Genomic DNA, 14,606 nt, shown 5'->3' on the forward strand with positions numbered 1-14,606 from the left:
CTCAACGGCTCGCCACCGGCCGCCCCTGCGCGGCCAGGGCGCGGATCTGCGCGGCCGCTGCATCCAGCGCCTCGCGCGGTGCGCGACCCGCGTTGATCTCGCGCAGCGCGGCAGACAGGTGCTGCCAGAACCAGGTCATCTCGCTGTTGCTGGGCATGGGCCGGCCCGCGTAGATCGCCTCCATCGAGGCACGCACCCGGGCATCGGCATACAGGCGCCAGAACATGCGGCGCGAAGCCGGCACCCCCAGGGGCTTGTCGGCGTTGATGGCCTGCAGGCTCTCGGGCCGCAGCAAATGGTTCTCGATGAAGTCGATCGCCCACGCGCGATGCGGCGTGCCCTCGACCACCATCGCCCCCAGCACCCCGACAAAGGGCCTGGCCGGCTTGCCGCCCAGCGTGGGCAGCGGGGCCACCCCGAAATCGATACCGGCCGCAGCCAGCCCCTCCCAGGCCCAGGGGCCGGTGATCCACATCGCCTGCTGGCCGTCGCGCATGTCAGCCTCGGCCTCCGAGTAGCTCAAGCCGCCCTGCGGGATCACGCCGGCGGCCATCAGTTGCTGCAGGTACTGCCCGGCCCGCACCGCGCCGGGATGGTTGATGCCCGTGTCGCGCGGCTCGTAGCTGCCGTCCAAGCGGCGCTGGAACACATAAGCCCCGCCGGCGGCCATCAGCGGCCAGGTGAAATACGGGCTGCCGGTCTCCCAGCCCAGGGCCCGGATGCCCTTGGGCTTGAGTTTCTCGTGCAGGGTCAGCACCTCCTCGAAGCTCGACGGCGGCTGGCCGACCAAAGCCTTGTTGTAAACCAGGGCCACAGCCTCCACCGACAAGGGATAGCCCCACAGCTTCCCGCCCTGGGTGAAGCCGTCCCAGGCCACCTGCACGATGTCGCTGCGCACGCTCTCGCCCGGCTGCACCGGCGCGATCCAGCCGCGCTGGATCCAGTCGCCAATGCGGTCATGGGGCCAGATCCAGATGTCCGGCCCGGCCGCACCGCCCTCCTTCATCACCGCCTCGAAACGATCGACGGCCTGCTCGAAATGCTGCACCACCACCTTGCGCCCGGTGCGCTGGGCATAGGCCTGCGCCACGCGGCGCAAGCCCTCGTGGCCCTTGTCGGCATTGATCCAGACCGTGAGCGGGTCCTCGGCGGTGCGGGCACGCGCCGGGAGCGGCCACGGCCCTGCCAAACCACAGGCCCCCAGGTGTAGAAGTTTGACTACATTTCTCCGATCTCTGCGCATGCCACCTCCTCGGAATCCAGCGTTCCAGGCGGCGCAGTCTATGGGCGGAAAAATCTCTGAAAATCGGGGTTCTCCCGCGGCACGGAGGGCGAGCGGCCACGGCTTGCGCGTACGAGACCTTGACGAACTACAGAAGAAGTATTTTTACTACATCTTTGTCGACGCGACGCTCGATGCGCAAAGCGCGATCTGCCCCCCCCTGCGGGCGGTAGACTCCCGGCGTGATCCCTCCCGGCTTCAAACAGGACCTGCTCGCCCGCCTCGACATCGTCGAGATCGTGGGCCGTCACGTCCAGCTCAAGAAGGCCGGCATCCACTTCAAGGGCCTGTGCCCCTTCCACGGCGAAAAGACGCCGAGCTTCATCGTCAGCCCCTCGCGTCAGACCTATCACTGCTTTGGCTGCGGCGCGCACGGCAACGCCATCGACTTCCTGATGGAACACGACGGCCTGGGCTTCATCGATGCGGTGCGCGAGCTGGCCCAGCAAGCGGGCTTGGCCGTGCCCGAAGACGACAGCAGCCCCGAGGAGCGCGCACAGGCTCAGCAGCAGCGCGAACGCCAGCACACGCTCACCGAGGTGCTGGAGCGCGCGGCCGCCCATTACCGCAAGCAGCTCAAAGCCAGCCCACGCGCCATCGACTACCTCAAGCGGCGCGGCCTGACCGGCGAGATCGCCGCACGCTTCGCCCTGGGCTATGCGCCCGAGGGCTGGCGCACGCTGGCCAGCGCCTTCCCCCGTTACGACGACCCGCTACTCGAAGAAAGCGGCCTGGTGATCGTGCAGGGCGAGGGCGACGAGGCCCGCCGCTACGACCGCTTCCGCGACCGCGTGATGTTTCCGATCCGCAGCGTGCGCGGCGAGGTCATCGGCTTCGGCGGACGGGTGATCGACCAGGGCGAACCGAAATACCTGAATTCCCCGGAGACCCCGGTGTTCGTCAAGGGCCGCGAGCTCTACGGCCTGTACGAGGCCCGCCAGGCGCTGCGCCAGCTCGGCTACGCCCTCGTGGTGGAGGGCTACATGGACGTGGTCGCCCTGGCCCAACTGGGCTTTCCCAACGCCGTGGCCACGCTGGGCACGGCCTGCACGGCCGAACATGTCCACAAGCTCCTGCGCTTCACCGACACCGTGGTCTTCAGTTTCGACGGCGATGCCGCCGGCCGTCGTGCGGCCACCCGGGCACTGGAGGCGGCCCTGCCCCACGCCACCGACACCCGCACGATCAAATTCCTCTTCCTGCCGCCCGAGCACGACCCCGATTCCTACATACGCGAGCATGGACGTGAGGCCTTCGCCTTGTGCGTGGCGCAGGCCGTGCCGCTGTCGCGGCAGATCCTGGACACCGCCCGCGAAGGCCTGGACCTGGGCAGCGCGGAAGGCCGGGCCCACATGCTGGCCGCCGCCAAACCCCTGTGGAACGCCCTGCCCGAGGGCGTGCTCAAGCAGCAGATCCTGTCCGACCTGGCCCAGGCCGGCGGCCTCCACCCACCCGACCTGCTCGCGCTGTGGCAGGGCCGCCCCCCAGCGCCGGGGCGCGGCGGCGACGGCCCGGGGCGCCGCACCGGCTGGCGCTCGCGCGAGGAACCGCCCCGTCCCAGCGGCCCGCGTAAGGCCCCGCCGGGGCCGGCCGAGCAGGCGGTGCGTCTGCTATGGCTGCACAGCCCCTGGTGGGACCGCCTCACCGGCGAAGACCACGAGCTGCTGCATGCCCTGCCCGCCCCACTGGGCCCGCTGTGCGCCTGGCTTGAACGCCACCTGGCCGAGCACGGCCCGCAACCCTGGTCGGCCCTGGACGAGGCGCTGTCGGGCCACCCCCTGCACGAGGCGGCGCGCCGGCTGGCCGGAACCATCCACCCGGACGACAACCTCGGCTTTTCGGACCTGCGCGCCCTGCTCGACCGCCTGATCATCGAGCGCCTCAAGGCCGAGGAGACACGGCTGATCGAACATGCTGCCCGCGATCCGGCCGCACTGCAGCACTATCGCGAGGTCCACGAGCGCCGCCGCCGCCTCGAGGCCGCGCGTGCGGCCGAGGCCGGCTCCTGACCCACCCCTCGGACCGGCCGCGTCCGGCACCAGGGTCTTTGACGGATGGACCCGTGTCGACGATAATGCTAGGTTTATTGATGCGGCAAGAGTGACAGCAGATCCTGGGGGCCCCGGCCACCCGCGACACGGGTTCCATATCCAGGCCACCCCGACCCCGCCAGGTCTGCCATCCATCCCCGTTCACGCCAGCTTGCCCTCTTGAGTCGACACCTGCCGGCCTTATCTAGGTCTTGCGGTGTCGACCGGTTTCGTTCGTGCATCGCCTGCGTGTCGCCCCGGCCCTTGCGGCCCGCGCCCGGCTGCTGCACCGGCCGAGGCCACCCGCCCCAGACCATCCGAGGAAACGCATGACCGCCAAGAAAAGTGCCAGCTCCAAGGCGTCCGCTCCCAAAGCCGCCGCTGCCGAAACCGCTGCCGACAAGAAAAAGACCGCCAAGGCTGCGGCCGTGACGGAGGCCCCGGCCAAGGCCGCCACGTCCGCGAAATCGGGCGGCACCCGTGCCGCCAAGACCGGCGCGGCTGCGGAAAGCGCCTCCAAGGCCCGGCGGGGCCGCAAGCCCAAGGCCGAGACCACCTCGGCCAAGAAGGGCCGTGCCGATCTCGATGCGGACGAGGATTTCACCGACATCGACGCCGAGCTCGAGGCCGAGATCGAGCCGGAGGTCGAAGCCATCGAAGAAGGCGACGACAAGCCCAAGGCCAAGCCGCTGCGCATGAAAGTCAGCCGCGCCAAGGAGCGCGCGCTGATGCGTGAGTTCGGGCTGGACGAGACCACCCTGACCGAGGAAGAGGTCAACAAGCGCCGCACCGAGCTCAAGACCCTCATCAAAATGGGCAAGACGCGGGGCTTTCTGACCCACGCGGAGATCAACGACCACCTGCCCGAGAAGCTCGTCGAGACTGAGATCATGGACGCCATCGTGTCCATGCTCAACGACATGGGCATCGCCGTCTACGAACAGGCGCCCGACGCCGCCACGCTGCTGATCGCCGGCGGCACCACCACCACCGCCACCGAGGAAGAGGCCGAGGAGGAAGCCGAGGCCGCGCTGTCCACGGTGGACAGCGAGTTCGGCCGCACCACCGACCCGGTGCGCATGTACATGCGCGAGATGGGCTCCGTCGAGCTGCTCACCCGTGAGGGCGAGATCGAGATCGCCAAGCGCATCGAGAAGGGCCTGCAGGACATGATGCTGGCCATCTCCGCCTCGCCCACCACGATCGCCGAGATCCTCTCGCTGGGCGACAAGATCGCCGCCGGCGAGCTGCAGATCTCCGAGGTGGTCGACGGCTTCGTCTCCGACGACGAGGCCGACGACTACGTCGCCGAGGAGGACTTCGACGAGTTCGACGAGGACGACGACGACGATGGCAACGGCGGCTCCAAGGCGCTGACCAAGAAGCTCGAAGAACTCAAGACCGCGGCGCTGGAGAAGTTCGCCAAGCTGCGGATCGAGTTCGACAAGATGCGCCGCGCCTACGAGAAGGACGGCTACAAGTCGCCGGCCTACAACAAGGCCCAGCAGGCCATCTCCAACGAGTTGATGACCATCCGCTTCACGGTCAAGACGATCGAGAAGCTGTGCGACATCCTGCGCTCGCAGGTCGACGACGTGCGCCGCTACGAGCGCGAGATCCGCAAGATTGTGGTCGACAAGTGCGGCATGCCGCAGGAGCACTTCATCAAGACCTTCCCGGCCAACGTGCTCAACCTCAAGTGGGGCGAGAAGGAGGCCGCTGCCGGCAAGCCTTACAGCGCGGTGCTTGCACGCAACCTGCCGGCCGTGCAGGAGCTGCAGCAAAAGCTCATCGACATCCAGGCCCGCGCCGTCGTGCCGCTGGAAGATCTCAAGGAGATCAACAAGCGCATGAACGAAGGCGAGGCAGCCTCGCGCGAAGCCAAGCGCGAGATGATCGAGGCCAACCTGCGTCTGGTGATCTCGATCGCCAAGAAGTACACCAACCGCGGCTTGCAGTTCCTCGACCTCATCCAGGAAGGCAACATCGGCCTGATGAAGGCGGTGGACAAGTTCGAGTACCGCCGCGGCTACAAGTTCTCGACCTACGCCACCTGGTGGATCCGCCAGGCCATCACCCGCTCGATCGCCGACCAGGCGCGCACCATCCGCATCCCGGTGCACATGATCGAGACCATCAACAAGATGAACCGCATCTCGCGCCAGCACTTGCAGGAGTTCGGCTTCGAGCCCGATGCGCCGACGCTGGCCGAGAAGATGGAGATGCCCGAGGACAAGATCCGCAAGATCATGAAGATCGCCAAGGAGCCGATCTCGATGGAAACCCCCATCGGCGACGACGACGACTCCCACCTGGGCGACTTCATCGAGGACACCAACAACACCGCGCCCGTGGATGCCGCCATGCAGGCCGGCCTGCGCGAGGTGGTCAAGGACATCCTCGACAGCCTCACCCCGCGCGAGGCCAAGGTGCTGCGCATGCGCTTCGGCATCGAGATGAGCACCGACCACACGCTCGAGGAGGTGGGCAAGCAGTTCGACGTGACACGCGAGCGCATCCGCCAAATCGAGGCCAAGGCCATCCGCAAACTCAAACACCCCAGCCGCTCTGACAAGCTGAGGACGTATCTCGACAATCTTTGATTGGCGAGAGACGTCTCACCACAGGTGGCGGGACTCGCGCAGCGAGCCCCCTCGGCTTGCGCCATCAGGCACAAGCTGAGGACGTCTCTCGACAATCTTTGATGGGCGACAGACGTGCCACCGCAGGTGGCCCCGCGATGGTTTTGCATGAAAGCAACGGCCCCGCCCCGGTACGGTGCCGTTTCCGTTCCGGTGGTCCGCAGGCAGCAGCTACACTGCATGTGAGATTTCTCACAGCCCGTCGATGCCCTCTTCCAGCGAGCGTACCGTCCTGTTTGCCGATCTGCGCGGCAGCACCTCGCTCTACGAATCCCTCGGCAATTCCCAGGCTGCCGAGATCGTCACCCGCACCATCGGCATGCTCAGCCAGGTGGTGCGCCAGCGCGGCGGCACGGTAGTCAAGACGCTGGGTGACGGTGTGATGGCCGTCTTCGACAGGCCGGCTCGCAGCCTGCGCGCGGCCTGCGAGATGCAGGAAGCCATCGCCCGCATCATGTCCGATGCCCACACGGGCGCCGCGTCTCTGAAACTGCGCGTGGCTCTGGCCCACGGAGAGATCGTCGATGTGGCCGGCGACTGTTTCGGCGACGCCGTCAACGTGGCGGCCCGGCTGCTCGAGCATGCCGGCGACAACGAAGTGCTGGTCACCGACGCCGTGCACGAGCAGCTCGGCCGCCTGGATCGCCAGCGTTTGCGCAGCCTGGAGCGGCTGCATCTGCGCGGCCGGGCCGAGCCCTGCCGGGTCTTCGTGCTGGAGACCTGGGCCGACGATGCTCCGGTTTCCACGCTGTTCTCGGATTTCACCGACACCCCTTCGGCCGACTGCTTGCGCCTGACGGTGGGAGGCGTGCACCAGGTCTACACCCCTCAGCAGACCCCCGTGGTGCTGGGCCGCAGCCCCGAGTCCACGCTGTGCATCGACGACACCCGCGTCTCGCGCCTGCATGCGCGCATCGAATGGCACGGCGGCAACTTCCATCTCGACGACCAGAGCAGCAACGGCAGCTACGTGCGCTTTGCCAACGAGGCCGAGACCGTGGTGCTGCGCCGCGGCCGCTGCATGCTGCACGGCCATGGCGTGATCGGACTGGGGGCACCCCCCGGCGACCCCAAAGCCGCCTGCCTGCACTTCGAGGTCTTCAGTGTCGGGCCCTGAGGCGCGCCCCCGCACCGCCCCTCAGGCGCCCAGCCGATCCGCCAGTTCCCCCAGATGGCGCACCACATGGTGGGTGCCGTCCGGTGCCCCGTCGGTCTCGGCGTGGATGTCGGGGCGGGCCATCCAGGCGGCCTGCAGCCCCGCATCGAGGGCCCCCCGCACGTCCAGGCACGGGTCGTCGCCGACATGCAGCACCTGAGCGGGCTGCGCCCCGGCACGACGACAGGCCTCCATGAAGATGGCCGCATGGGGCTTGCCCACGCCGAAGCTGCGTGCGCTGACCACGCCGCGGAACCAGCGGTCCAGCCCGATGATCTGGAGGTCGGCGTTGCCATTGGTCAGCGCCACCAGCGGGAAGCGCGCCGCCAGGCGTTCGAGCGCCGGCACCACGTCGTCATAGATCTCGACCCGGTGCCGCCAGGACAGGAAGGTTTCGAAGGCCGGCTGCGCGAGGCCCACATCGTCGCCGGCCAGGGCGAGCGCACGCCGAAGGCTCTCCAGGCGGATGGCGCTGAGATCGTGGGCCCAGTGCGGGTGGGTGCGGGCCACCTCGTCGCGCAGCGCCCGCAAACCGGCGGTGTCAAAACGCCCGGCCGTGGCCGGCGCATGCCGCCGCAGCCAGGCATGCAGTTGCGCCTCAGCCCGCTCGATGGCGGGCCACACGGGCCACAGGGTGTCGTCCAGGTCGAGCGTGAGGGCCAAGGGAGGCACGGCGGGTTGCGCAAAGTACGTCACCCCCACACAGTAACGCATTCGTCAAGGACTGCCACCAACCTGGGGCCATCCCGCAGTCCGATCGCGCAGATCGCGCCACCACTTCCCCTGTAGTGCCCGGCGGACTTCTGCCATCCCCATCCTTCACCCGGACACCATGTCCTGCCCGAGCGTCGCCGGCCTCAGCCTGCTCATCGCCAAGCGCCTGATCGATGCCCAGGTGCGGGCCGACATCGAGCGTGTGGCGCCCCGGCCGGGCGTGACCGTCTGAGCCCCACCCTCCACAGGGGCGACCCCGCCCGGCGGTGGTGGGGTCGGCGCGGCTCGGGAATAATCCAGGGCCCACAAGGAGCCCCACCCCGATGCGCTTCGCCCCCGAACCGGCCCATGCCCACGGCCGCGAGACCACCACTGGCGTGTTGCTGTGCAACCTCGGCACCCCCGACGCCCCCACCGCGCCGGCGCTGCGCCGCTACCTGGCCGAATTCCTGAGCGACCCGCGCGTGGTCGAGATCCCCCGCTGGCTGTGGAAGCCCATTCTGCACGGCATCGTCCTGCGCGTGCGCCCGTCCAAGTCTGCCGCCAAATACAAAAGCATCTGGACCGAGGAAGGCTCCCCGCTGCGCGTGTGGACCGAACGCCAGGCCAAGCTTGTGCAAGGCTACCTGGGCGAACGCGGCCACCGCGTGAAGGTGGCCGCTGCGATGCGCTACGGCCAGCCCTCCATTGCCACGCAACTGGATGCCCTGAAGGCCGCCGGGGCCACACGGGTGCTCGTGTTGCCCCTGTACCCCCAGTACTCGGGCACCACCACGGCCAGTGTGATCGACGCGGTGGGCGCCTGGGCGGCGCACACGCGCGCCGTGCCCGAGTTGCGCTTCGTGAACCGCTACCCCGACCATCCTGGATACATCGAGGCCCTGGCCCGGCGCATCGGCCAGCACTGGAGGGACCACGGCCGGCCCGACCGGCTGGTGCTCAGCTTCCACGGCGTGCCACAACGCACCCTCGAGCTGGGCGACCCCTACCACTGCGAGTGCCACAAGACCGCCCGCCTCGTGGCCGAGCGTCTGGGCCTGCGTCCTGAGCACTACCGGGTCACGTTCCAGAGCCGCTTTGGCAAGGCGCAGTGGCTGCAGCCTTACACCGAGCCCACGCTCGTCGAACTCGCCCGCCAGGGCGTGGGGCGTGTCGACGTGATCTGCCCCGGCTTCGTCAGCGACTGCATCGAGACCCTGGAGGAGATCGCGATGGAAGGCCGGCAGGCCTTCCTCGGCGCCGGCGGCCGGGAGTTCCACCACATTGCCTGCCTGAACGACCTGCACGAATGGATCGTCGCGCTTTGCGACATCGCCGAACGGCACCTGGCCGGCTGGCCCACGCGCGAGGCGTCCGACGCCGCGGCATTGGCGCGCCAGCGCGAGCGCGCCCTCGCGCTCGGCGCGGCCGCCTGAGGTCGGCATGGACGGTGTGCGCCTGGACAAGTGGCTGTGGGCCGCGCGCTTCTACAAGACGCGCAGCCTGGCCACCGACGAAGTCAGCAAGGGCCGGGTGCGCGTCAACGACCAGCCCGCCAAGCCCTCGCGCGAGATCCGTGTCGGCGACCGCCTGAGCCTCCAGCAGGGGTGGTGGACCCGCGTCGTGATCGTGCGCAGCCTCAGCGAAGTGCGCGGTCCCGCCCCGGTGGCTCAGCAACTCTACGAGGAAACGCCGGAAAGCCTGCGCGCGCGCGAGGAAGCAACCCGCCAGCGGCGCTTCCTTGCCGACCCCGCCCAGACGATCGAACAGGGCCGTCCCACCAAGCGCGACCGGCGCAAGCTGGCCGATTGGCAACGCTGGAGCGCATCGCTGGACGATCCGCCCAAGCGCTGATGCGGGGCCGCCGGCATCCGCGCTGCATGTCCGGCCCCGGCGCCCTGCACCTCAGGGGGCCACGCACTCGATCCGGGTCGCACGGACATGATCGCCGGCGATCCGGCCCGTCACCCGCACACGTACGCCGTTGGCCGGTTCGCACCCACGCTGCGTGCTGGCGTCCAGTTCGACGACCGTGTCACGCACGGTGAAGCGCGATCCGGACAAGCCTGACACCTCCCCGGTCAGTCGCGCGATGGACGCCTCGCTGTCTGCCGTGCGCAACTCCAAGCGGGCGTCGCGCAGCACCTGCAGCACCGCGTCGTAGCGCGCCTGCACGTCCACGTAACGCCCCTCCACCAGGTCGTCCAGGCTCCCTCCGTTCACCTGGGCCGACGCCCGCTCGATCACGGCGTCGGCGATGCACACGTAAACCAAGGGAGGCCGCTGGGCATCCGTACAGGCCTGAACCGGCCCCGACAGGCGCACCGACTGCTGCGGCAGCCATTGCCGGCGCAGGATCTGGATGCGATCGGCCTCGACATACGGGTCGCCCGGCGGGCCCAGGATGCCTCCGCGCGTCCACACCCGCACCGACTGCCCCTCGGCCAGTGCCTGGGCACGGGGAACGATGACCGTGCGGCCGTCCCGCTGCACCCGCAGGTTGCCGATGTTGAAACCCTCCGGCGTCAGGCCTTCGACGACGCCACCCAGGCGCAGCCAGGGGCTCTGCCCCGGCCTGTCCACCGTGGCGATCCGGGAGGCCACGATCTCGCGCACCCCACCGCTCATGCGGGCCAGGCCGTGCACTTCCACCCGCTGCCCCACCCGCAATGCCGAGGCGTCGGCCACCCCCACCAGCAGGGTCAGGGGCCCCTGCGCAGCATCGGTATTGACCCGCACCCGCTGGCCGGCCACCTCCAGCGGCGCGACCGAGGTGACCGAGCCGATCACCTGGGGCGAGATGCGGATCTCGGAGACCACACGCCGCCCTGCGCCATCGATCTCGAACTCGAGTTCGACGCGCTGGCCCAGGCCAAGCCGGACCTGCCCCGCAGGGATATCGGGGGCCCCCTCGACGCTGTCCAGGCGCACCCGGGCATTGGCATCGTCGAGCTCCAGGCCGTCGACCCACACGCTGCCAAAGCCCGACACCGCCCCCGACGACGACACCGGCGCCCCCGTCCCCCCCGAGCCCACACCACCGCCGCCGCAGGCGGCCAGCCCCCAAGCGACCACCAGGGCCATCAGGCCGCCCCGGCCCCATGTCAGGAAGATGCTCACGGCGACGACTCCTTCGGCGAGGCCGCTGCATCACTGCGCGGCGCCTCGGGCTCCATGTAGTAGTACACGCCAAAGCGCATGCGGTGAGGTTGCGAGGTCTGCCGGTCGGCCTGGTAGCGTCGATGGGCTTCCTCGGCCATGCGGGCGAAGTCCTGGGCCCACAGCCGCCGCGCCAACGCCCCCAACTCCTCGGCCGAGGCACGCGACAGGCCGCTGGCGAACACGCTTTGCTCGAGCAGCCGTGGTTCGGTGGTGGTCAGGTTGTGCACCGCGGCAGCCAGGTGATCGGCACCGTTGGCGGCGAACAGCTCGGCCATGGCCGCCTCGTCGGCCGAAGGCACGTAGCTCTCGGCCACGAGCTCCACCCACTCGCCGTCGATGCGCACCAGGGACAGCCGCTCCAGCTCATCGAGCAGGGTGCGCGGATGCACGTCGGTGGACACTTCCCGCGCCAGGGCTTCGAACGAGCCGCGCTCGCCCAGGCGCGGCAGCCGCAACGGGCGAGCACTGGCCGGATCGCGCCAGCGCGGGTCGGTGGCCCAGCGGGTGAAAACCAGCGACGCCGGCGAAAAGCTCTTGTCGCGCTGCAAAGCGCGGCCCAGATGGGCCAGCGCGCGCACGTCCTTGCGGTGCACGCCACTGAGCACGCTCAGGGCCGAATCGGTGGTGCGCCGCCCCTGGCGGCGCAATTCCTCGCCCGCCACCTCCACGAAGACACGCTTGAGCGCCGCAACGAAAGCCCCATACTGCACCCCCTGGCGCAGCAGCCAGCGCACCACGGGGGTGGCCAGCGCCAGCGCGGTGCGCAAGGCCAGGTCGGCACGGCGCGCACCCGGCGCCCCCGCACGGGAGTCGATGGGCTCGGCAGAGGAAGGGGTGTCCACGGGCGAATGGGACCGGTTCACAGGTTCAGGTCCACATCCTACCTTGCGCAAGATTCCCAGGCGTCCCCCGCTTCGGGGAGCGGCCGACCCGGCCGAGGCCGATTGCCGGCAAAATGCGCAATTTTGCTGTCCAAGGCCGCCCTTGGCCTCTTGAACTCCCGGGGCACGCCCCCATCTGCGCGCCACTCGATGGGAACCACGACATGACAGAACCGCAAAATCCTGAACAGAATCAAGCCCCTGCCCCCGAACTGACGGCCAAGCCGGCCGAACAGGTGGCCCTTGAACAGAAGCTGGCCGAACTCGAGGCCCGGCATGCCGAGGTGTCTGACGCCTACCTGCGTGCCAAGGCCGAGGTCGAGAACACCCGCCGCCGCTCTGAGGAGGAAATCGCCAAGTCGCGCAAGTTCGCCATCGAGGCGTTCGCCGAGAGCCTGCTGCCCGTGAAGGACAGCCTGGAGGCGGCCCTGGCGGTCGAGAACGCCACCCCCGAGCAGATGCGCGAGGGCGTGCATGCCACGCTGCGCCAGCTCACCCAGGCCCTGGAGCGCAACAAGGTGCTCGAGGTGAACCCGGCCACCGGCGAAAAGTTCGACCCCCATCAGCACCAGGCCATCAGCATGGTGCCTGCCGAGCAAGAGCCCAACACCATCGTGGCCGTGCTGCAAAAGGGCTACGTGATCGCCGACCGGGTGCTGCGCCCGGCCCTGGTCACCGTGGCGGCCCCCCGCTGAAAGCCCTTGAAAAGCCCCTCACTTATCCACAAGTAGCGGACAACCGAATCTCTCAGATCAGGAGCATCCAACATGGCAAAAATCATCGGCATCGACCTGGGCACCACGAACTCGTGCGTGGCCATCATGGAGGGCAACACGCCCAAAGTCATCGAAAACAGCGAGGGCGCCCGCACGACGCCGTCGATCGTCGCCTACCTGGAAGACGGCGAAGTGCTGGTCGGTGCCTCGGCCAAGCGCCAGGCGGTCACCAACCCGAAGAACACCCTGTATGCCGTCAAGCGTCTGATCGGCCGCAAGTTCACCGAGAAAGAAGTGCAAAAGGACATCGACCTGATGCCCTACTCCATCGTGCAGGCCGACAACGGCGACGCCTGGGTCGAAGTGCGGGGCAAGAAGCTCGCTCCCCCGCAGATCAGCGCCGAAGTGCTGCGCAAGATGAAGAAGACCGCCGAGGACTACCTGGGCGAGCCCGTCACCGAGGCCGTGATCACCGTGCCGGCCTACTTCAACGACAGCCAGCGCCAGGCCACGAAGGACGCCGGCCGCATCGCCGGTCTGGAAGTCAAGCGCATCATCAACGAGCCCACCGCAGCCGCCCTGGCCTTCGGCCTGGACAAGACCGCCAAAGGCGACCGCAAGATCGCGGTGTATGACCTGGGCGGGGGCACCTTCGACATCTCCATCATCGAGATCGCCGATGTAGACGGCGAAAAGCAGTTCGAGGTGCTGTCCACCAACGGCGACACCTTCCTGGGCGGCGAGGACTTCGACCAGCGCATCATCGACTACATCATCGGCGAGTTCAAGAAGGAGCAAGGCGTCGACCTGACCAAGGACGTGCTGGCGCTGCAGCGCCTGAAGGAGGCCGCCGAGAAGGCCAAGATCGAGCTGTCCAACAGCTCGCAGACCGACATCAACCTGCCCTACATCACGGCCGATGCCTCCGGGCCGAAGCACCTGAACATCAAGCTCACGCGCGCCAAGCTCGAGGCCCTGGTCGAGGACCTGATCGAGCGCACCATCGAGCCCTGCCGCATCGCCATCAAGGATGCCGGCGTGAAGGTGAGTGACATCGACGACGTGATCCTGGTCGGCGGCATGACCCGCATGCCCAAGGTGCAGGAAAAGGTCAAGGAGTTCTTCGGCAAGGATCCGCGCAAGGACGTCAACCCCGACGAGGCCGTGGCCGTGGGCGCGGCCATCCAGGGCTCGGTCCTGGCCGGCGACCGCAAGGACGTGCTGCTGCTCGACGTCACTCCGCTGTCCCTGGGCATCGAGACCTTGGGCGGCGTGATGACCAAGATGATCAGCAAGAACACCACCATCCCGACCAAGTTCTCGCAGGTCTTCTCGACGGCCGACGACAACCAGCCGGCCGTGACGATCAAGGTCTACCAGGGCGAACGCGAGATGGCGGCGGGCAACAAGTTGCTGGGCGAGTTCAACCTCGAAGGCATCCCGCCGGCCCCGCGCGGTGTGCCCCAGATCGAGGTGACCTTCGACATCGACGCCAACGGCATCCTGCATGTGAGCGCCAAGGACAAGGCCACGGGCAAGGAGAACAAGATCACCATCAAGGCCAACTCCGGCCTCACTGAGGAAGAGATCCAGCAGATGGTGAAGGACGCCGAGCTCAACGCCGCCGAGGACAAGCGCAAGCTCGAACTGGTGCAGGCGCGCAACCAGGCCGATGCCCTGGTGCACAGCGTGCGCAAGTCCCTGGGCGAGCATGGCAGCAAGCTCGAGGCCTCCGAGAAGGAAGCCATCGAGTCGGCCCTCAAGGACGTCGAAGAAGCCCTCAAGGGCGAGGACAAGGCCACCATCGAAGCCAAGAGTGAGGCGCTGATGAAGGCCAGCCAGAAGCTGGGCGAGAAGGTCTATGCCGAGATGCAGGCGGCCCAGGCCGCCGCCGGCCAGGGCGATGCCGCCGCCGGTGCCCAGAGCTCGGCCAAGCCCGCCGACGACAACGTGGTGGATGCCGAGTTCACCGAAGTGAAGGACAAAAAGTAATCGACGCTGGCCCGCCCCCGGGGCTGGCGGCTCCAGCCGCCGGGGGCCGGGA

General features: G+C 68.4%; 11 protein-coding genes. 7 read left to right on the forward strand and 4 right to left on the reverse strand.

Annotated features, from left to right (window positions below):
- Nucleotide 1: 1 nt before the first annotated feature.
- Nucleotides 2-1,189: a maltose/maltodextrin ABC transporter substrate-binding protein MalE gene (gene malE, locus AC1ECW_RS14265; protein WP_409709299.1), complete on the reverse strand. Its 1,188-nt coding sequence runs from the start codon at nt 1,187-1,189 to the stop codon at nt 2-4.
- Nucleotides 1,190-1,464: 275 nt separating this feature from the next.
- Between malE and dnaG the strand changes: the two genes are divergently transcribed.
- The 3 genes from dnaG to AC1ECW_RS14280 all read left to right on the forward strand — a co-directional run bounded on the left by dnaG (nt 1,465) and on the right by AC1ECW_RS14280 (nt 7,071).
- Nucleotides 1,465-3,291 carry a DNA primase gene (dnaG, locus tag AC1ECW_RS14270; RefSeq protein ID WP_409709296.1) on the forward strand — a complete coding sequence of 609 codons (1,827 nt, stop codon included), beginning with the start codon at nt 1,465-1,467 and terminating at the stop codon, nt 3,289-3,291.
- 350 nt (nt 3,292-3,641) lie between these two features.
- Entirely contained in the window at nt 3,642-5,915 is a 2,274-nt protein-coding gene (gene rpoD / locus AC1ECW_RS14275; RefSeq protein ID WP_481202093.1) for an RNA polymerase sigma factor RpoD, read from the forward strand.
- A gap of 244 nt (nt 5,916-6,159) precedes the next feature.
- Nucleotides 6,160-7,071 carry an adenylate/guanylate cyclase domain-containing protein gene (locus AC1ECW_RS14280; protein ID WP_481202094.1) on the forward strand — a complete coding sequence of 304 codons (912 nt, stop codon included), beginning with the start codon at nt 6,160-6,162 and terminating at the stop codon, nt 7,069-7,071.
- Nucleotides 7,072-7,092: 21 nt separating this feature from the next.
- Here AC1ECW_RS14280 and AC1ECW_RS14285 read toward each other — a convergent pair whose 3' ends face one another.
- Complete coding sequence (locus AC1ECW_RS14285; RefSeq protein WP_481202095.1) at nt 7,093-7,824, reverse strand: HAD family hydrolase; 732 nt, start codon at nt 7,822-7,824, stop codon at nt 7,093-7,095.
- Nucleotides 7,825-8,147: 323 nt separating this feature from the next.
- On the opposite strand from AC1ECW_RS14285, the gene hemH reads away from it, so the two are divergent.
- On the forward strand, nt 8,148-9,239 hold the full coding sequence (hemH, locus tag AC1ECW_RS14290; protein ID WP_409709773.1) for a ferrochelatase: 1,092 nt from the start codon (nt 8,148-8,150) through the stop codon (nt 9,237-9,239).
- Between the two features lie 7 nt (nt 9,240-9,246).
- A complete protein-coding gene (locus tag AC1ECW_RS14295; protein WP_409709770.1) occupies nt 9,247-9,657 on the forward strand; it encodes an RNA-binding S4 domain-containing protein in 411 nt (136 codons plus the stop codon).
- A 51-nt stretch (nt 9,658-9,708) separates the two neighbouring features.
- Here AC1ECW_RS14295 and AC1ECW_RS14300 read toward each other — a convergent pair whose 3' ends face one another.
- Nucleotides 9,709-10,923, reverse strand: coding sequence for a DUF5666 domain-containing protein (locus tag AC1ECW_RS14300; protein ID WP_409709767.1), 1,215 nt, complete (start codon nt 10,921-10,923; stop codon nt 9,709-9,711).
- The gene (locus AC1ECW_RS14305) at nt 10,920-11,807 is read right to left on the reverse strand and encodes a DUF6502 family protein (RefSeq protein WP_481202096.1); all 888 of its coding nucleotides are present in this window, start codon (nt 11,805-11,807) and stop codon (nt 10,920-10,922) included. The genes AC1ECW_RS14300 and AC1ECW_RS14305 overlap by 4 nt, the downstream gene beginning before the upstream one ends.
- A 203-nt stretch (nt 11,808-12,010) precedes the next feature.
- On the opposite strand from AC1ECW_RS14305, the gene grpE reads away from it, so the two are divergent.
- Nucleotides 12,011-12,541, forward strand: a complete 531-nt coding sequence (gene grpE, locus AC1ECW_RS14310) for a nucleotide exchange factor GrpE (protein ID WP_481202097.1) — start codon at nt 12,011-12,013, stop codon at nt 12,539-12,541.
- Nucleotides 12,542-12,613: 72 nt separating this feature from the next.
- Nucleotides 12,614-14,554, forward strand: a complete 1,941-nt coding sequence (gene dnaK / locus AC1ECW_RS14315; RefSeq protein WP_481202098.1) for a molecular chaperone DnaK — start codon at nt 12,614-12,616, stop codon at nt 14,552-14,554.
- Nucleotides 14,555-14,606 lie beyond the last annotated feature (52 nt).

Source organism: Caldimonas hydrothermalis (assembly GCF_056746695.1).

Excerpts from the sequence above, each read along its gene's own strand:
- rpoD (WP_481202093.1), top strand. The coding sequence starts at position 3,642 with ATGACCGCCAAGAAAAGTGCCAGCTCCAAGGCGTCCGCTCCCAAAGCC.
- AC1ECW_RS14280 (WP_481202094.1), top strand. The coding sequence starts at position 6,160 with ATGCCCTCTTCCAGCGAGCGTACCGTCCTGTTTGCCGATCTGCGCGGC.
- AC1ECW_RS14285 (WP_481202095.1), bottom strand. The coding sequence starts at position 7,824 with ATGCGTTACTGTGTGGGGGTGACGTACTTTGCGCAACCCGCCGTGCCT.
- hemH (WP_409709773.1), top strand. The coding sequence starts at position 8,148 with ATGCGCTTCGCCCCCGAACCGGCCCATGCCCACGGCCGCGAGACCACC.
- AC1ECW_RS14295 (WP_409709770.1), top strand. The coding sequence starts at position 9,247 with ATGGACGGTGTGCGCCTGGACAAGTGGCTGTGGGCCGCGCGCTTCTAC.
- grpE (WP_481202097.1), top strand. The coding sequence starts at position 12,011 with ATGACAGAACCGCAAAATCCTGAACAGAATCAAGCCCCTGCCCCCGAA.
- dnaK (WP_481202098.1), top strand. The coding sequence starts at position 12,614 with ATGGCAAAAATCATCGGCATCGACCTGGGCACCACGAACTCGTGCGTG.